We start from the raw sequence: 16,651 nt of genomic DNA on the forward strand, positions 1-16,651 counted from the left end.
CGAGCACTCCGATGACCAAGTTCCTCAAGATTCCGGCAGGCGGCGAAATCGGCATCGCGATGCTGGTGATCGCAATCATCTCGCTGATGATCCTGCCGCTGCCGCCCGAGCTGATCGATATCCTGCTCGCGATCAACATCGCCATCAGCGTCACGCTGCTGATGGTGACGATGTACGTGCCGGACATCGTGTCGTTGTCCGCGTTCCCGTCGCTGCTGCTGTTCACCACGCTCTACCGGTTGTCGCTGAACATCGCGTCCACCAAGTCGATCCTGCTGCACGCGGACGCCGGCCACATCATCGACAGCTTCGGCAAGCTCGTGGTGGGCGGCAATCTCGTGGTCGGGCTGGTCGTGTTCATCATCATCACGACCGTGCAGTTCATCGTGATCGCGAAAGGCTCGGAACGGGTCGCCGAAGTCGGCGCCCGTTTCACGCTCGACGCGATGCCCGGCAAGCAGATGAGCATCGATGCGGATCTGCGTGCGAACCTGCTCACGCCGGAGGAAGCCAAACACCGGCGCGCGACGCTCGCGATCGAAAGCAAGCTGCACGGCGGGATGGACGGCGCGATGAAGTTCGTGAAAGGCGACGCGATCGCCGGCCTCCTGATCACGACGATCAACATCGTCGCCGGGATCGCGGTCGGCGTCGCCTATCACGGGATGACCGCGGCCGAAGCGGCCAACCGCTTCTCGGTCCTGTCGGTCGGCGACGCGATGGTTTCGCAGATTCCGTCGCTGCTGCTGTCGGTGGCGGCCGGCGTGATGATCACGCGCGTCGCCGACGAACGTCATCAGAAACCGCGCTCGCTGGGCGAGGAGATCGGGCGCCAGCTCGGGTCGAGTTCGCGCGCGCTGTATTTCGCGGCGCTGCTGCTGGTCGGCTTCGCGCTGGTGCCGGGCTTTCCGGTCCTGCTGTTCCTGCTGCTTTCGGCGACGCTCGCCTTCGCCGCGCACCGGCTCGACCGGCGGCAACCGCAACAAGGCCCGGCGGCCGACGGGCTGCAGGCCATGCAGCGCTCGGGCGCGAAAGCCGACGCGCCGTCGATCATGTCGCGCGCACCGCAGTTCGCGTGCCCGATCGGCGTGCGTGTCGCGCCCGACCTGATGCCGCGTCTGTCGTTGCCCACGCTCGACAGGTCATTCGGCGAAGAGCGGGCGCGCCTGGAGGAGGAGCTGGGGTTGCCGTTCCCGGGCATCACGATGTGGACGCACGCGGCGCTGCCTGCCATGCACGCGGAAATCCTGATTCACGACGTGCCGCACCTGCTGATCGAACTGCCGCCGGGCAGGGTCATGCTGCCGGAACCGGCGTGCGTCATGTCCGGTGTCGCGCTGTCGCCCGACGAGATCCGCCAGCGCGACGCACTCGTCCTGGCATGCGAGCCGCGCGATCCGATCACCCCTGACGGAGAAGCCACCCATTGGGTCGAAGCGCGCGACGTGCCCGCCCGAATCCCGGCATGGGGTGCCGAGCAGGTGCTCGCCCACGCGTCGATCGCGCTGATGCGCCGGCACGCAACGCAGTTTCTCGGCATTCAGGAAGTCCAGTGGATTCTCGATCAGCTCGGCAAGGACCATGCGGGGCTCGTCACCGAGGTTCAGAAGGTCCTGCCGCCGCCGCGGATCGCCGACGTGCTGCGGCGGCTGCTGGAAGAACAGATTTCCATCCGCAACGTGCGAGCGATCATGGAAAGCCTCATCGCCTGGGGGCCGAAGGAGAAGGACATGCTGATGCTGACCGAGTATGTCCGGGGCGACCTGTCGCGCTTCCTCGCGCATCGGGCGACACGCGGCGCGCGCACGCTTCCCGCGGTGCTGCTCGACCTGCCCGTCGAGCAGCACATCCGGCAGTCGATCAAGCAGACGCCGACGGGCAATTTCCTCGCCCTCGCGCCCGACGAGATCAGCCTGTTGATCGACAAGATCCAGTCCGTCGTCGGCCAGCGGCCGACCGACGGCGTCGTACTCGTCACGTCGATGGACATTCGCCGCTACGTGCGAAGAATGATCGAAAGCAAGCTCGGCTGGCTGGCCGTGTACTCATACCAGGAACTGGGTGAGCACGTGGATCTGCGCCCGATCGGCAGAATCTCGGTCTGACGCCGCGTTGCCGTGAGCCGCATCGATTCCGCCGACCTCCGCGCGCCGTCGAACCAGGACGACCCGCCGCCGCTGCCCGGCCGCGGCGGCCGCGGGTTCGACTATGCGGCGCTGCTGGGCAGGCGCCGCACGGTCGTGAGGCCCGTGTCCGACGCGCCGCCGGCAGCACGCGCGCAAGACGATCGAGACGCCGCACCCGAAACGGCCGTACCGCATCCCGGCACCTTTTCGTCCGTGCCGACCGGGTACGAGACAGCCGATTCCGAATCGCATCTGACGCCCACGGAGCTGCTCGAATGCCGGGCGGTCGGCACCCGCATCGCGAGTGCCGCGGCCCCGATTGCGTCGGTCGCGCTGCAGGCGCAGCGCGATCACCTCCGATTGCTCGATGCGCTGTCGCGCGAGATCGCGGCGTTCTGCGCCGATGGCGCCGTCGCGACCGGCGGGCAATGGGAAGCCCACATCGTGCTGAGCAACCGGATTCTCCCCGCCACCGAGCTGCATTTGTCCCTTTCGCATTTCGACCTGCAGCTTCGGTTCGATGCCAAGGATCTCGAGGCCCGGCAGCTACTCTTGGCCCACAGTACGGCGCTCGAGCAAGCACTCGATACCATGCTGCGCGCATGGGGACAACCGAAGCGCGTCCGCATCACGGTGTGGTAGCCGGGCTCGAACCGGTCCTTCGAGCGCGGCCTTCATCGGCGCGCCGCTCGAAGGCAACACGACATTGCCCGACACGGGATGAAATTGATTCGGCATTCGATTACTGAGGGCCGCGGTACGCCGCTTGCGGTCACCCGGCTCGACCCCGCGTGTGCGCACGCATCGCGCCGGTTGTTCGACACGCGCCTGCCGGCATTTCTGCAGGACACGCTCGACATCGGCGATTTCCGCTGCGAATTCGCGACCGGCGCGCCGGATCATGCCGACCCGGCGGTCGTGGAATTGCGGCTCGACACGCCCGCCGGTCCGGCAAGCGCACACCTGCTGATCGATCTCGGGCACTACCCGGCGCTGTCGATCTGCGCGTGGTCGGTGGAACAGGCCGCCGACGGGCGCACCGGCGCGGACCTGACGCTGCGCAACGCGGTTGCGAACGTACTGTGCGGTCCCCTGCTGGATTGTCTTGCCACGCTCGGCCTGAAACGCGTGCAGGTCGTGGCGGTACGGCGTGGCGTGTTGCCGGGTGCGCGCCCGCAAGACGTGACCGTCGCGCTGTCGCTCGCGCTGCAAGGCCGGCGGCACGACGTCGTCGCCCGGTTGCCGGGCCGCTGCGTCGAATGGCTGGACGCCTGCCTGTCCCGCACCGCACGCCCCGTGCGTTTCGGTGCGGTACTGCGCCTGCCCGGCAGTCTCGTGCTCGGCGCCAAGCGGCTGTCCGTCGACGCGCTGCGGAGCCTGCGAAGCGGCGACATCCTGCTGCGCGCACTCGATGCATCGCTCGATGCAGCGTGGCTGCACGCGATGCACGACGCACCGGACGGTGCGCAACATCACGTCGCACTTGCGTCGTGGGGCAACGCCGGACTCGTGCACTGCCGCGTTGCCGTGGCGCTGCACGCTCGAACGATCACCCTACTGAAGGAACCCGTGATGACCGAAAGTACCGAGCCGGACATGCCGGAGCCCGGGCACGACACCGACGAACATGCCGTTGAAGTCGGCGAACTCGAGCTGCCGGTGCAGTTCGTCGCCGATACCGTCGCCCTGACGATCGACGAGCTGTCGTCCCTGGCGCCCGGCTATGTCATCGAACTACCCACCGCGATCACCGAGCTGACCCTCAAGCTGATCGCCCACGGCCAGGTGATCGGCCACGGCGAACTGGTCGGCATCGGCGAGCACGTCGGCATCCGCATCCTCCGCATGGCGCACGAGCATGGTTCAGTACAGTGATCTTTCCGGCTTGATGCTGATCATCGTCGCGATCGGCCTCGTGCCGTTCGTCGCGATGGTGGTGACCTCGTATGCGAAAGTGGTCGTCGTGCTCGGGCTGCTGCGCAACGCGCTGGGTGTGCAGCAGGTGCCGCCCAACATGGTGCTGAACGGCATTGCGATCCTCGTGTCGGTCTACGTGATGGCGCCCATCGGCATGACGGCGGCCAAGACGCTGAGCAGCCAGCCGATCGCGGCGCAATCGTCCCAGGCCGTGTTGCAGGCCGTCGAAGCGGCGCGCGAGCCTTTTCGCCAGTTCCTGATCAAGCATACGCAGGAGCGCGAGAAACGCTTCTTCCTGCGCTCCGCGTCGATCGTGTGGCCGAAGGAGGCAGCGCAAGCGCTGCGCGAGACCGACCTGATCGTGCTCGCGCCCGCGTTCACGCTGACCGAGCTGACCGACGCGTTCAAGATCGGCTTCCTGCTGTACGTGACGTTCATCGTGATCGACCTGATCATCGCCAACGTGCTGCTATCGATGGGGCTCAACCAGGTGTCGCCCACGAACGTCGCGATCCCGTTCAAGCTGCTGCTGTTCGTCGTGATGGACGGATGGTCGACGCTGATTCACGGGCTCGTGCTGACCTACAAGTAACCGGAGACACCATGGACGTCGATTCGCTCGTCCGTGCCGCCACCCAGGGCATGGTGCTGTGCCTCACCGTCTCGTTGCCGTTCGTGATCGCGGCCGCCGTGGTCGGGCTTGCCGTGTCGTTCGTCCAGGCGGTCACGTCGCTGCAGGACCAGACGCTGCCATTCGCGATCAAACTGATCGCCGTCACGATCGTGCTGGTGATCGCTGCACCGCTGTCCTGCGCGGCGGTCCTGCATTTCGCGAACGAAATGATGCGGATCGCGTTTCCGCTCTGATCCGGGAGGCCCGCATGACACGCATCTCGCACCGCTTCACGCCGATTGCCCAGGCGGCGACACGCAAACGGCCTGCCGGCGCGCAGCGCACGACTGCCGCAAAATTCGCGGTGCTCTATCGCGGCACGCGTTTCGCACCGGGCGGCGCACCGTCTCAAGCGAGCGCCGCGCAGACGCAGCGCACGAAAAGCATGGTGGCGCGACTCGCGCGTCGGCGCCGCTTCGCGCGCGGCAGGCGCGCCGCGATGGCAGCAGGCGATGCGGAGGGCGCGGACGCCGCGGATGGCCTGCAGGAATCCGATGTCGCCAATGAAGAACGCGAACCCCATTACGGCGGGGGTCGCGGCCGACAAGATTCGCATGACGGACAGAACGACCCATCCGACGCGGCACCCGCCATCACGTTCAAGGCCGGGCAACGCCGGCCCGCCATCGCCCCGGCTGCGCATCGCCTGGAGCATGAGCTGCCGCCGGTCGACCCGGCTGCCGATCCACCGATGCTGCGCGACCAGTGCACGCGCGAGCTGCTCGATTTGCTGACCGATTCGAATACGCAACCCGACGCCCGGCGCGCCGCGCGCATCCATGCGTGGTCGGCGCGCTGGCTGGGCCTGCAGCAAGCCGGCGTGGCACTGCCCGAATCCAGTCTCGAGATGTTGCGCGCGCACACCGTGGCGCGACCGAACGAGACGAACGACACGCCGAGGCTGCCGGACCCGGCACGCCACTTCAATCTGCTGGCCGGTTTGCTGCTGCGTCAGTTCGACCGTCCGCGAACGCCGCGCCAGTGCGCATGCGCACTGGATACGCTAAGCGTGCTCCAGCGATAGTCATGGCGGCCGGCATGAACGTCCGCAAGGCAAGTACCGGTCACGCACCTCGCGGCACGTGCCCGCACCGACGCTTCGCTCAAAGCGCGAAGTGTTCGGGTTCCGCGTCGACGCCACCCGTTCGCCATCTATATTGACTCGGTAATCGGCCATGCGTGAGCGGCAGAAACGACGACACGGATTCCACATGCAACCCTGAGATCGCCAGCCTCGTGATGAAACAGCTACGAATACTGACGGGATTCCACGCCGGCGCGACGCTGCAGCTTGCGCCGGGGCGGCATGCGGTCCACGGCGGGGCCGATGCCGACATTCGCCTGATGGACTGGAAGTCCGCCGACGTGATGCTTGACGTCGATACGTCGGGAGTCGTGCGCGCGACCACGTATGCGGACGTCCCGGCCGGTTCCCCGGCGGCTGAAGCAGGCAGCAACGCAATCGCAGCACCCGCGGGCGAAACGGTGATCCTGGTGGATTTCGCCCCGATGCAGTTCGGCGACACGATCCTGTGCATCGGGCCGGACGACGTGACGTGGCCGTCGGATCTCGACCTGTTGTCGACGCTGCTGATCCGGCCCGTCGACGTCGAACGCAACAAGCGCCGGCGCTACTATGGCGCGCTCGGCACCTGCGTCGTGCTCGGGATCGTTGCGGGCGCAGCCGTCCTGCTCACCACCGCGCCCGCCAGCGAAGCCGCGTTGCGCCACGGCCCCGCCTACCGGACGACCCGTATCCAGGAAGCGCTCGCGGCAGCACACATGACCGAGCTTCAGGTGCGCACGGTCGGCAATTCGAGCGTCGTGACGGGCATGGTCCCCAACCTGTCCGACGATCAGCTCGTGAAATCGACGCTCGCGAAAATCGCGCCGACGGACATCGTGCGCAGCTACGACGTCGCGCAGAATGCCGTGCACAGCATCGAGGATTCGCTCGGCATCGCGGGCGTGCACGTGAAGTATCTCGGCAACGGCGACTTCGCGATCACCGGCGCCGTCGACAGCAAGGACGCGGTCGACAAGGCCGTCACGCGCGTGCGTGCCGACCTCGATTCGAACATCCGCCGGCTCGTCGTCCAGGTCACGGAGAATCCGGGCCACGCCGCGCCGGTGACCGGCCAGTTCTCGGAGATCGTATCGTCCGACTCCGTGCAGTACACGCAGACGCCGGACGGCGTCAAACACATCTACGCCGTGGAGGTTCCCGCCGATGCCGCGCCGGCATCCGGCGCGACAGGCGAGGCGGCGGCGTCCGTCGACGGCGACACTGTCGCACGCAGCGCCTCGTCGCCGACCAGAATGCCGGCGTCTCCGTCCACATCGGCCGGATCCACGCCGCCGTTACCGACTTCGTGATTTTCCATGGACTCGCAACAGGACCAGTGACATGTACGATCCGATCGCACCCTACGCCAAGCAGTTCGACAATCTGTCATCGCTCATCAAGGATCCCGATGCGGTGACGACGATCGAGAAGATCCAGCACGCGCTCTTCGACGTTGCCGAGAACGTGAACAGAGCAGCGCCGGGCTCCGAAACCGACAATCGTAATCGTGCGACGCTCTACCGTGGCTTGCTCGCCGCGTCGCGCGTGATCCAGCAGATCCGGCGCATGTAATCGTTTCATTTCTGCCCGACGGCGGCGATCGTCCGCGTGAAGGCAGGTCATCCGTAGCACCCTTCGTTATTCATCAAGGAGAAACATCATGGCAGGAGCAGTTGGTCCGGCAGCGGCAACGTCAGCGCTTGAGGGCGCGGCAGCTCAAAGTACGGCCTTGACGCTGGAAGGTGTCAAGTTGCAAGGCGTGTTTCAGGCGAACCAGGCCATCTCGAGTGCGGCGACACAGGTCACCAACTCGGTAAAAACCGCATGTGAAGGTGCAGAAAAGGCCTCGCAAAAGGGCTGATGTTTCGTATGCCGACGCGATCCGATTCATCGAACATCGCCGCGTCGGCTTTTTCCTGATCCTTGTACTCGTGAGCGATCCGCGCTACCTCGATCTCGTCGCCCAGTTCTGCGAAGTCGTCGGCCTTCACGACGTCGAGCACATCCAGGAAACGGGACTGGTCGAAGTCGAGGGTTTCGAGGTGCGCTTCATGCACGTCGAGCGTGACCAGAATGCGATCTACGCGAACTTCCACTTCGGTGCCGTCACGGCAGGCCGTACGCTGGTCGTTTTCCGGCTGATGCTGGAAGCGAACCTGCTGATCTATGCGCAGGATCAGGCACAACTCGGCGTCGACGCCGACACCGGCTCGATCATCCTGATCATCCGGCTGCCCTTCGATCCGAACTTCGGCGGAGCAGATCTCGCGGACCTGATGCGTCACTATGCCGAGCACGGCCGCTACTGGCGGCAAAACATCATCGAATCGAGCGATGAAATGTTCGAGGGCATCGCATCGGGTGAATTTCTGTGGCTGCGGGTGTGATCCGTCGGCCGCCCGGTTCGTCACGCTCCCCAACACAGGAAACAAGCAGTCGGCCGCCCCCGGTTACGGCCCGATACTCGCTCGCTGTGACAGGCTGACCGCACTCCATTCGATCAACGCGACAAAACCATCCGGCACCGCAACGACATACCAGCGCCGACAGACGTGCACGATCGTGCCCGGCTCGCTGGCATGCTGCTCGTGCCAGCCGATAGCACGCCGCACATAGAGCACGCTGCCAACCAGATGCGCGATGCACTCGTGCAATCCGTTGGCCCTGACCTTCGCCAGGACCTCGTTCAGCGGCCGCGTGAAATCGAGCGTGCGGTCGGCCTCGGTCGGTTTCGGCCAGTAGCTGCCGTCCGCCTGCGGCGTGCGCGCGGCCCACAATGCATCGAAGCGATACGCGATCTGCCGCGCCAGCCGGCGCCCGGCCATCTGCACCTTGAGCTGCAGGCTCTCGTGACACTCGTCGGCCGCGAGCGCAAAACGCTCCTGTGCGACGATGTCGCCGGAATCGAACCCGCTCGAGATGCAATGGCATGTCACGGCCCATTCGCGGTGACCGTCCAGGATGGCGCGCATCAACGGATAAGGACCGCGCGCGTCCGGCAGCGGCGCCGGATGAAAATTGATGGCGTGCCGTACATAGGATGTCCAGTCGGGGATCTTCCAGCCGTATCCGGCGACGACCAGCACGTCGCAGTCGAGATCGCGCAACGCGCGCAGCGCCGCCTCGTCGATCCGCGACATCTGCAGCGGCAGGCGATGCGCCGCCGCATACGAAACGATCTCGGTGTTCGAGTTGACCTGATCGTCGGTGACGAAGCTGAACAGGGACACGGGCGTCCATCCCGCGCTCACGAGCGTGTCGAGCACGCCATGAAACATGTCGAAGCCGGCAAGGGCGAAGCGCATGGGTTATCTCTCTCCATCGATCTGCGGCATCGTGACGATCAGGCGCATGCACCGCCCACGCGACCCGCGTCGCGAATACGCGTTACATCACATATCGCGCGCATGCCGGATCGCGCCAGTAGGTCGCCTGGACGATCCGCTGCTTGTCGAACCGCACCTGGTACTGGCACGTCATGTACGCGGCATTTCCACCCCCGGTCCGGATTTTGAAAACGTAGTTCCACGCTCGCACGCCGTACGACCCCTCGCTGAAGTGCGGCTCACGAATCAGCAGATACACCTGATTTTCAGTAAGCCCCGGTACGATCTGCCTGATGTTTCTTACGTCGCCATAGACGCCGCCGATGACCCAGGCCGTGCCCGGATCGGGAAATTCGGGCGCCTCGTTCGCCGACGGCTGCGATGCGGTGTTGCAGCCCGCGAGCAGCATGGCACCCAGCAGCGCGATCGGCAGGCTACGCATTCCATTGATTTTCATGTCGGATAAGCAAGCTGAAAGATTCGGTTGAATAACCACGAAGGCAGTCGCGATCACGTACCGCGCCGCATGCATCCCGCGCGGCAGTACAGGCGGCAACGCAAGCTACGGTGGCGCCCGCAAGCATTCGCCGGTGCGCGTGTCCGTTGCTCGCCCAGCCATTCGCGCGCCTGCGCGACGAACCGGACCACGCTCACGACGCCCGCGGCTTCGTTGCCCGATGCCGCAGCCGACGCGTCCGCTTCGCTGCTGCCTGCAAGGGCGGTTTCGGAGGACGAACGGCCCGGTGTCGATATCCCGCTGCGTTGGGCCGTGCTCGCGCCGGTGGCGCGCAGGCCGGAAAACGCGGCGACGTGCTTCGACAACACACGCCCCGCTGTCGACGTGAAAGCTTCGACGCGCCGGGCCGACGCACCGGCAAAACGGGCCACCGTCCGCTTCGCTTCGGCAAGCGTGGTTTCCGCTGGACGGACGCGCAGCGGAATATCCCGGTTTGAATCGACAGGTATGCGTGCGCCGGGAGGCGCAGGCGGCGACAAGGTCCGCGCCTGCATCGGTTGCTGAACGGCATTCGCCGTGAACACCGGCAGGTCAGCCGGCGAGCGTTTCAGCGCCGGCATCGGCTCGTCTGCCATCGCTTCGGGAGCAGGCACGACGCTCGGCCGGCTCTCGTCTCCGACGGCAACCCGTCCCTCCGCCACCACATTCGGGGTTGCAGAGCCGGGAAACGAAAACGGAAACGGAATCGGAATCGAAGCAAACGATGACGCTTGCCCCGGTTCCATCAGGCCCGGCTGCGTCGCGCATGAAGTCGCGGCCTGCTGCGGTGTCGTGGGCGCGAAGCCTTCTCCCGCGTTTTCCGCCGTGTTGTCCGGCGTCGTATCGCCACCGACGAACGGGACAACGCCAGCCTCAGGCAGCATGCTCGCCATCCCCGCAAGCGCGCCGGGCATGACCCGCGTCGGCCATTGCGGGCCGCCACCGCGCACACCTGCCGTACCGGGCAGGGTCCGGCGCGGCAAGCCTTGCCCCGGCAGGTATGCATCCGTAACCCTGGCCGCCTCTCCCTGCCCGGGCCGGCCACCCGCGGCATCCTTCAGTTCCGCGCCGCGCCCGTCGATCAGGGTACGCAGAATCGACATGGCGTCGTCGACACTTCGCCCTGCATCGGCCCGCGCGATGTCGTTTTCGTCATCGCGATCGGTATGTCGGGTGACGGTGTCCGATCGGGAAAGGGGATATGGCTGAGGCATCGCAAGGTACCTGACTATGGCAAGCGCGCGTGGTGTCCTGCAAGCCCGCGATCCCGGATGCGCGGATCGCGCATCGACTCGCCGGCACATGACGAACGATCGCGCATTTCGCTTAACCCGCTGCCGGCGGAACGCATCGAATCGACCAACCGTCGCCGCTCGCGGATGAGACGGCATCCGGCTAGGCCAGCTCGCGGTTCATCGCCTCGAGGTAACGTCCGTCGAGGAAGCGGCACTCATGCTTGAGCATCCCGTAGAGAATGAAATCGGTTCGGTCGGATGCGCCTTCACGGATCACGCCTTCGCGCCTGAAACCCAGATGTTCGTCCAGTCTCTGCGCGGCGAGGTTGTCGGCGCGAACGTAGCCGCTGATCCGGTTGCAGCGCAGAAGAATGAACGGAAAGCGGAACGCCGCGCAAATGAATCCAGGTGTAATGACATGCGGGGACCCCGACATGGCCACGTGCATCACGATGCTGGGCCCGTTGTAGGCCTGATACAGCACACCGGCGACCAGTTTCCCGTCCCGCTCCAGACCGATCGCGTCGTCATAGTTAGGATAGCTTTCCTCTCCGGTCAGTGATGCGACGAACCGCATCACGTCGTCAGTTCGATCCAGAACGAGTTGTTTCATGCCTGTCGTGAATTTTTTGCAGCCGGGTGTGCCGCGCCTGCCGCGATGCAGGGGAACACCCGGCCCCGGCCTCCGTCGCCAGTCCGAACGTCCGTGCGCGTATCAGACGACGACCGTCTGGCCGTTCGTGTTGACGGAGCCGTATTGCGAGATCTGTTCGATTTCGCCGGTAGCCTGGAGGTCGTCCTTCTCCCCCTTGCTGCCGCGCAAATCGCCAGCCGACGCGGTCAGTTCGCCCGGGCCGAACGTCTGGCGCCCCGACGTCTGGTTTTTGCCGTTCGTCCCGCCTGTCGAGAGAACGGTGGCCGCCTCGCTCTTGCCGCTGTCGAATGTGTACTTGGGCTCGCCATTCACCATTTCTTTCTTGCCGATGCTCTTGCCGCTCTTGTCGTACAGGTTGCCCTTGCTGTCCTCCAGAACCTGGACTGTGCCTTTATCCGAGCTCAGCTTGACCGGATGGAGCCCCTGGCCATCGGCGCCTCCATTGTTCTGACCGTTCACCGCAACGTTGGGCGAGCGGTCGGACTTCGCGGCGGACGTGTTATTGCCATTACCCTGCGTCGCATCGTCGCCGTCGATATTGATCGTGATGGTTTTCGCAGACTGGCTTTTGTTCCCGTAAACATCGGGGTTGTACGCGGAATTGGACGTCTGATCTTTCGGCACCGAGATCGTGATGGTCTGATTATCCCCTTGCGAGTCGTCGCCGTTGGCCGAACGTTTGACGATCGCCGCAAACTGGCCGGGTTCGGTCGTGAACCCGTTGGTGGCACTGTCTGGCGCGTCGCTCGCAGCGGAGCGGTTGGCGTTCGTCGGCGAGAAGTTCGTCGAATCCGGCTGGTTGCTCGTGATGATGTTGATCGTCGTGGACATTTCGGGCACTCCCGTCGTTGAATGGCGTACAGGGTCTACTTGCATCCTGTCCGGCAATATAGGAGAGCGCCGCCGCCACGCTGGCGCCAATGCGCATCAACGTGCACAAATACGAAGCAGGCCTCTCACCCGGCGACAGGCGGCCGACTGCACACGCGGCGTCGGGCACGCCACAAACGCGGGACGTACCGCGGCTTCGCGTTCGACGACAACACTTCAGATAGCGTGCGCGGATTGCCACGTCCGTCCGATACAAAGTCGGTCAACGTATCGGAAACCGGATGCAAATGCCGTCGAGGCCCTCTGCATCGGAACATCCAACCAGGCAGTTGCAATCAGCCGCGAAAGCGCGAAGCCGATCGCAGCCGGATCGTGCGGCGCCGGTCGCGGCCAGTCCGTCAAGCGAGTCGATACTGGAGATCCCATGCGGGCCCCTCATGCAACGCGCCACGGTGTGTGCGATCACGGCGCCATCAACGAACCTCCCCGCAACGAGGCGCACACCGGAACAGCGCCATCGCACCGCCGTGCCACGGCACGCGTCCCGCAGCACGACTCGCGGCCCGGGTTCGACTATTCCCGATCGAACTTCTCGGACTGGAATCGGGGTGACCCGGTCGCCTCGCATTTCTTCAATGCGCTTTCGTTGTTCTTTCCCGCCGGCGAGAAGTTCTTCATTCACTCGGTCAAGTGCTTTTCCGCGAGGGTGACCGATCCCGTCACCGCGGCAGCGGTCAGGACCTTCGTTTCGCAGGAGGCGAGCCATTCGAACGAACACCGCCGCTATCTCGAGGCGATGGTGCGACAGGGGTACAAGATCGACGCACTCGATATCCGGATGTTCGCCCGCCCGCTGGCCTCGGTCAGCCCTGCGTGGCGCCTCGCCATGACCGTCGCGATGGAACATTTCACGGCATCCCTGTCGAGGTCGTTGCTCGAAGCCGGGTGCGTCGACGGCGACACCAGTCTGACCAGGCTCTGGCACTGGCATGCTTGCGAGGAACTGGAGCACCAGTCCGTGGCACTGGACGTCTATCGGCAAACCGTCGGTACCGGCGCGCGCGCCTACTGGCTGCGCGTTGCCGCGGCCGTGCGTGTTTCGTGGAATTTTCTGCCTCGATTGACGGCCAATTTTGCCGCGCTGCTGGCACATGACTTGAGGCTGCCGCGCGTCGTGTGTTACCTCAAGGCCCTGTCTTACCTGTGGGGTCGTCCTGGCGTGTTCAGCGTACTTGCGCCTGATTTCATCGCGTATTTCAGGCCATCGTTTCATCCGGGCACGCGATGGGGAAGCGATCAGGCGCTCATCGCGGCCGTTCGTTCCGAGCTGGAGATCGCCCATGCCGCATGACGCCCTCGACGGTTCGCCTGCCCGGATTCCCGTGTACCGGCGGCGCATCTATCACGCAGACACCGACGCCGCCGGCATCGTCCACCATTCCCGCTACCTCGCCATTCTCGAGGAAGCGAGAACCGAATGGATCGCGGGAATCGACGATGACGAGTTCTCCGCCTTCCGGCGCGGCGAAAAGGCGATGGCCGTGATCTCCACCCGGCAACGCTTCCTGCAGCCGATCCGGTTGAGTCAGATTGCCGAAGTGTCCTGCCGCATCATCGACGTGGGAAAGGTGAGGCTGACTTTCGCATACGCGATTGCCGTCGATGGCGCGTGCTGCCACGAGGCCGAAATCTGCGTGGCGTGTGTGAACGCGCGCGTCGAGCGCCTCTGCCCCGTTCCGCAGCTCCTCCGGAAATTCGACGCTCGGGAAGACGCGCGGTCGTCCTGCCCGCAGCCTGCCCTCAACCACTCCGGGATATGATCCCGGCGCGCCGCGGGTTGCCTTGATCGATCGCGCGAAATCGTGTTCCGGCGAATTCACGCGAGGACCGGCCTTTCACGCGCCTCGGATCAACACCGGGGCATGCGTGGGTGTTCGCTTTTCACGCACGCCGTTCGCAATCGCCACGACGCGAATCGCCGCGGCCGGGATACTCATGGCGCACCGCGCGCACGACTCGACAAGGCCGCGCTCGTTCACGTGTTCGGCACAGGCGGCACCACCGCTCGAGTACCGGACCGGCAAAGCGATCCGATCAATCCATCGCACAGGAGACAACAGATGCCCTGGCAATACAGTCAAAAAACCGGACGGTTGACGCACGACGCCGATCCCGTCGTCGAGCACGGTTACTCCGGCCGAGCCGCCGGAAAAAACAATCCGGACATGCAAGACCAGCTCGGCCTGGGCCCCATCCCGACGGGCTCCTACACGATCAGCGCGCCTTTCGAGCATAGTCACGCAGGCGCTTGTACGATGCGCCTGACGCCGGATGCAGACACGGACACGCATCGTCGCACCGGCTTCCTGATTCACGCCGACGACCCGGCTCATCCCGGGCCGATATCGGATGGTTGCATCGTCGTGGATCGCCGCGTATGCAAGCGGATCTGGCGCAGTCTCGACCAGCAGCTCAACGTCGTAGCGTAAAGCGCCGATTCGTCGCGCCGACTCCGGCATTGCCGCGGATATGCGTGACACGATCGCCTGCATACGCGTACCTGTCGATCAACACGACATCGAACGCGGCACGATCGGATGGCGGGGCCGAGGGACGACGCCCCGCTCCCGTCTCTGTCCCGATCGCACGATCGTCGCTCCGTACCTCAACCGATCGAAAGCATGGTCATTCGAGCAATCGCACTTCTGGCGCTTCTGGCGCTGTTGCCATTCCTGACGCCCTCCGCTCGCGCCGAATGCTTCTCCGAAGCGGCCGCGTACCAGCACGTCAACGAAACGATCCTGCGTGCGCTTGCCTGGCAGGAATCGCACAACAACGTCAATGCAAGACGGATAAACACCAACGGATCGATCGACTATGGCCTGATGCAAATCAATTCGATCCACCTGCCCACGCTCTCGACCTACGGCATCACGTCGCGCACGTTGATGGACCCGTGCGCCAGCATCTACATCGCCGCATGGCACCTGCACCGGATGATGCTCAAGTATGGCAATACGTGGAAAGCGGTCGGTGCGTACCATTCGCAAACACCCGCTGAACGCGACCGCTATGCGGCACAGGTCCGGTCGATCGTGCAGCGGATGCAACCGGACTGACGCAAGCGTCGGGTACCGCCCGATCGAGCGAACACGATCGGTTCGCAAAATGAACCTGTTCTTCGCACGAGAGCGGCGTGATGATTTTCATTCCGGTTTAATGTCGAAAATCACGACCGCAAGCCATGAATTTCATCAAGATCAGGGTCGCTACTGCCGGGGCGCGCGCCGGTACGACTCACGGGGACACGGAACGACGACACATACCGTTCGAGCGCACGTTGCCTTCTCGATGCATCGTGCCGTTATCGAGCGCCGGGCGCGGGATGCCACCCGGCGTTGCGGATATGCCGGGACGCGTTACGGTAAAGCAGGTTTCTGTTGCGCGTATCCGGCAGGGGTCAGCACGACCAGCAGTGTGGCACCGCCCGGCGCCACGTATGCATGCGGCCGAAGCGACGAAAACAGCGCACTTTCGCCCACCCGCAACAGCGTCGGCTCACCCTGTTCGAAATGCAGTTCCAGTTCGCCTGACAGCACATAGCAAAATTCTTCGTTGTCGTGCGTGGCGAGCCCCCCTGCCTCGTCGAGCGTACGTGCGTCGACCTGGATGCGCAGCGTGATCATCCCGGCCGAGCTGTCGCGGTGCAGCATCGCGTATTCATAGGGAATGTTCGCGATTCGCGTCGTGACGATGTCTTCTGCGTGACATACGCTCAGTGCGGTGCCCTTGCGCGGCTGGCTGGTCAGCACGTCGCGCCACTCGAACCCCATCCCTTCGATGATCCGGTGCAGCATGCCGAAGGTCGGCGACATCTTGTTCGTCTCGATGCGCGAAAACGTCGCGGCGGGAACACCGGTCAGCTGGCTTGCCTCGTTCAGCGTGAGATCCCGCGACTGGCGCAGTGCGCGCAACCGCTGGCCGATTTTGTCAGCAGGTATATGCAGCCGGGTGCGGCGCGGCGGCTTGATCGACAGTGCCGAAATGACGGAGGCGACGCGGGTCTTCTTGTTCATTGCCGTTCATCGAAGTTGAACATTTTTACGGATGGGTAAGCCGAATATACAGCATCTGCACCCGTGGACGACGAAGCGCGCGAAGCTTGTCGTCGCCTGTCAAAGGACGTACACTAAAATTCACATTTGCACGACGAAACTGGGGTATCTTCACGACCACGGTTTTTTTTAACGCCTCGATTTGCATATATGTAAATTCCGAGGCGGATTGTTGCCTGTCCAGCCCAGATGGTCTGGGGCTCATTATCCA

Annotated in this window: 20 protein-coding genes; 14 read left to right on the forward strand and 6 right to left on the reverse strand. The window is 64.5% G+C overall.

Annotated elements, in window-relative coordinates:
- Window positions 1-11 precede the first annotated feature (11 nt).
- The 10 genes from sctV (at window position 12) to BBJ41_RS32845 (ending at window position 8,169) form a co-directional block, all read left to right on the forward strand.
- Window positions 12-2,105 carry a type III secretion system export apparatus subunit SctV gene (gene sctV / locus BBJ41_RS32805; RefSeq protein ID WP_069750512.1) on the forward strand — a complete coding sequence of 698 codons (2,094 nt, stop codon included), beginning with the start codon at window positions 12-14 and terminating at the stop codon, window positions 2,103-2,105.
- 12 nt (window positions 2,106-2,117) lie between these two features.
- Window positions 2,118-2,768 (forward strand): type III secretion system protein SctP, encoded by a 651-nt coding sequence (gene sctP / locus BBJ41_RS32810; protein ID WP_069750513.1) that lies wholly within the window; start codon window positions 2,118-2,120, stop codon window positions 2,766-2,768.
- A gap of 78 nt (window positions 2,769-2,846) precedes the next feature.
- Entirely contained in the window at window positions 2,847-4,001 is a 1,155-nt protein-coding gene (sctQ, locus tag BBJ41_RS32815; protein ID WP_069750514.1) for a type III secretion system cytoplasmic ring protein SctQ, read from the forward strand.
- A complete protein-coding gene (sctR, locus tag BBJ41_RS32820; protein WP_069750515.1) occupies window positions 3,985-4,635 on the forward strand; it encodes a type III secretion system export apparatus subunit SctR in 651 nt (216 codons plus the stop codon). The genes sctQ and sctR overlap by 17 nt, the downstream gene beginning before the upstream one ends.
- Before the next feature lie 11 nt (window positions 4,636-4,646).
- Window positions 4,647-4,910 (forward strand): type III secretion system export apparatus subunit SctS, encoded by a 264-nt coding sequence (gene sctS / locus BBJ41_RS32825; RefSeq protein WP_069750516.1) that lies wholly within the window; start codon window positions 4,647-4,649, stop codon window positions 4,908-4,910.
- 110 nt (window positions 4,911-5,020) lie between these two features.
- Window positions 5,021-5,740 carry a hypothetical protein gene (locus BBJ41_RS32830; protein WP_156814948.1) on the forward strand — a complete coding sequence of 240 codons (720 nt, stop codon included), beginning with the start codon at window positions 5,021-5,023 and terminating at the stop codon, window positions 5,738-5,740.
- Window positions 5,741-5,955: 215 nt separating this feature from the next.
- The gene (locus tag BBJ41_RS32835; protein ID WP_069750518.1) at window positions 5,956-7,092 is read left to right on the forward strand and encodes a hypothetical protein; all 1,137 of its coding nucleotides are present in this window, start codon (window positions 5,956-5,958) and stop codon (window positions 7,090-7,092) included.
- Between the two features lie 31 nt (window positions 7,093-7,123).
- Window positions 7,124-7,354, forward strand: a complete 231-nt coding sequence (locus BBJ41_RS32840; RefSeq protein WP_069750519.1) for a hypothetical protein — start codon at window positions 7,124-7,126, stop codon at window positions 7,352-7,354.
- Between the two features lie 88 nt (window positions 7,355-7,442).
- On the forward strand, window positions 7,443-7,643 hold the full coding sequence (locus tag BBJ41_RS40825) for a hypothetical protein (RefSeq protein ID WP_156814949.1): 201 nt from the start codon (window positions 7,443-7,445) through the stop codon (window positions 7,641-7,643).
- A 70-nt stretch (window positions 7,644-7,713) separates the two neighbouring features.
- The gene (locus tag BBJ41_RS32845) at window positions 7,714-8,169 is read left to right on the forward strand and encodes a CesT family type III secretion system chaperone (protein WP_069750520.1); all 456 of its coding nucleotides are present in this window, start codon (window positions 7,714-7,716) and stop codon (window positions 8,167-8,169) included.
- A 63-nt stretch (window positions 8,170-8,232) separates the two neighbouring features.
- Here the strand turns inward: BBJ41_RS32845 and BBJ41_RS32850 are convergent, their stop codons facing one another.
- From BBJ41_RS32850 to BBJ41_RS32870, 5 genes are all read right to left on the reverse strand, one after another.
- Window positions 8,233-9,087, reverse strand: coding sequence for a methionyl-tRNA formyltransferase (locus tag BBJ41_RS32850; RefSeq protein WP_069750521.1), 855 nt, complete (start codon window positions 9,085-9,087; stop codon window positions 8,233-8,235).
- A gap of 82 nt (window positions 9,088-9,169) precedes the next feature.
- Window positions 9,170-9,622, reverse strand: a complete 453-nt coding sequence (locus BBJ41_RS32855) for an outer membrane protein assembly factor BamE (RefSeq protein WP_167362241.1) — start codon at window positions 9,620-9,622, stop codon at window positions 9,170-9,172.
- Window positions 9,619-10,707 carry a hypothetical protein gene (locus BBJ41_RS32860; protein WP_069750523.1) on the reverse strand — a complete coding sequence of 363 codons (1,089 nt, stop codon included), beginning with the start codon at window positions 10,705-10,707 and terminating at the stop codon, window positions 9,619-9,621. The genes BBJ41_RS32855 and BBJ41_RS32860 overlap by 4 nt, the downstream gene beginning before the upstream one ends.
- Window positions 10,708-10,999: 292 nt before the next feature.
- A complete protein-coding gene (locus BBJ41_RS32865) occupies window positions 11,000-11,452 on the reverse strand; it encodes a GNAT family N-acetyltransferase (RefSeq protein WP_069750524.1) in 453 nt (150 codons plus the stop codon).
- A gap of 102 nt (window positions 11,453-11,554) precedes the next feature.
- The gene (locus BBJ41_RS32870; protein WP_069750525.1) at window positions 11,555-12,325 is read right to left on the reverse strand and encodes a hypothetical protein; all 771 of its coding nucleotides are present in this window, start codon (window positions 12,323-12,325) and stop codon (window positions 11,555-11,557) included.
- Between the two features lie 424 nt (window positions 12,326-12,749).
- Here BBJ41_RS32870 and BBJ41_RS39915 point away from each other — a divergent pair, with 424 nt between their 5' ends.
- From BBJ41_RS39915 to BBJ41_RS32890, 4 genes are all read left to right on the forward strand, one after another.
- Window positions 12,750-13,676, forward strand: coding sequence for a metal-dependent hydrolase (locus BBJ41_RS39915; RefSeq protein WP_167362242.1), 927 nt, complete (start codon window positions 12,750-12,752; stop codon window positions 13,674-13,676).
- Window positions 13,666-14,145: an acyl-CoA thioesterase gene (locus BBJ41_RS32880; protein WP_069750527.1), complete on the forward strand. Its 480-nt coding sequence runs from the start codon at window positions 13,666-13,668 to the stop codon at window positions 14,143-14,145. Before BBJ41_RS39915 ends, BBJ41_RS32880 begins: the two co-directional genes overlap by 11 nt.
- Window positions 14,146-14,550: 405 nt before the next feature.
- Complete coding sequence (locus tag BBJ41_RS32885; RefSeq protein WP_236872220.1) at window positions 14,551-14,814, forward strand: tlde1 domain-containing protein; 264 nt, start codon at window positions 14,551-14,553, stop codon at window positions 14,812-14,814.
- Between the two features lie 192 nt (window positions 14,815-15,006).
- Window positions 15,007-15,444 carry a lytic transglycosylase domain-containing protein gene (locus BBJ41_RS32890; protein WP_069750529.1) on the forward strand — a complete coding sequence of 146 codons (438 nt, stop codon included), beginning with the start codon at window positions 15,007-15,009 and terminating at the stop codon, window positions 15,442-15,444.
- 300 nt (window positions 15,445-15,744) lie between these two features.
- Here BBJ41_RS32890 and BBJ41_RS32895 read toward each other — a convergent pair whose 3' ends face one another.
- Window positions 15,745-16,401 (reverse strand): helix-turn-helix domain-containing protein, encoded by a 657-nt coding sequence (locus BBJ41_RS32895; RefSeq protein WP_069750530.1) that lies wholly within the window; start codon window positions 16,399-16,401, stop codon window positions 15,745-15,747.
- Window positions 16,402-16,651 lie beyond the last annotated feature (250 nt).

The sequence above is a fragment of the Burkholderia stabilis genome, assembly GCF_001742165.1.
Taxonomy (GTDB): Bacteria; Pseudomonadota; Gammaproteobacteria; order Burkholderiales; family Burkholderiaceae; genus Burkholderia; species Burkholderia stabilis.

Coding starts and splice junctions, on each gene's coding strand:
- sctR (WP_069750515.1), top strand. CDS start 3,985: ATGGTTCAGTACAGTGATCTTTCCGGCTTGATGCTGATCATCGTCGCG.
- BBJ41_RS32860 (WP_069750523.1), bottom strand. CDS start 10,707: ATGTCGATTCTGCGTACCCTGATCGACGGGCGCGGCGCGGAACTGAAG.
- sctS (WP_069750516.1), top strand. CDS start 4,647: ATGGACGTCGATTCGCTCGTCCGTGCCGCCACCCAGGGCATGGTGCTG.
- BBJ41_RS32870 (WP_069750525.1), bottom strand. CDS start 12,325: ATGTCCACGACGATCAACATCATCACGAGCAACCAGCCGGATTCGACG.
- BBJ41_RS32865 (WP_069750524.1), bottom strand. CDS start 11,452: ATGAAACAACTCGTTCTGGATCGAACTGACGACGTGATGCGGTTCGTC.
- BBJ41_RS39915 (WP_167362242.1), top strand. CDS start 12,750: ATGCGGGCCCCTCATGCAACGCGCCACGGTGTGTGCGATCACGGCGCC.
- BBJ41_RS32890 (WP_069750529.1), top strand. CDS start 15,007: ATGGTCATTCGAGCAATCGCACTTCTGGCGCTTCTGGCGCTGTTGCCA.
- BBJ41_RS32885 (WP_236872220.1), top strand. CDS start 14,551: ATGCAAGACCAGCTCGGCCTGGGCCCCATCCCGACGGGCTCCTACACG.
- sctV (WP_069750512.1), top strand. CDS start 12: ATGACCAAGTTCCTCAAGATTCCGGCAGGCGGCGAAATCGGCATCGCG.
- BBJ41_RS32840 (WP_069750519.1), top strand. CDS start 7,124: ATGTACGATCCGATCGCACCCTACGCCAAGCAGTTCGACAATCTGTCA.
- BBJ41_RS40825 (WP_156814949.1), top strand. CDS start 7,443: ATGGCAGGAGCAGTTGGTCCGGCAGCGGCAACGTCAGCGCTTGAGGGC.
- BBJ41_RS32895 (WP_069750530.1), bottom strand. CDS start 16,401: ATGAACAAGAAGACCCGCGTCGCCTCCGTCATTTCGGCACTGTCGATC.
- BBJ41_RS32835 (WP_069750518.1), top strand. CDS start 5,956: ATGAAACAGCTACGAATACTGACGGGATTCCACGCCGGCGCGACGCTG.
- BBJ41_RS32880 (WP_069750527.1), top strand. CDS start 13,666: ATGCCGCATGACGCCCTCGACGGTTCGCCTGCCCGGATTCCCGTGTAC.
- BBJ41_RS32850 (WP_069750521.1), bottom strand. CDS start 9,087: ATGCGCTTCGCCCTTGCCGGCTTCGACATGTTTCATGGCGTGCTCGAC.
- sctQ (WP_069750514.1), top strand. CDS start 2,847: ATGAAATTGATTCGGCATTCGATTACTGAGGGCCGCGGTACGCCGCTT.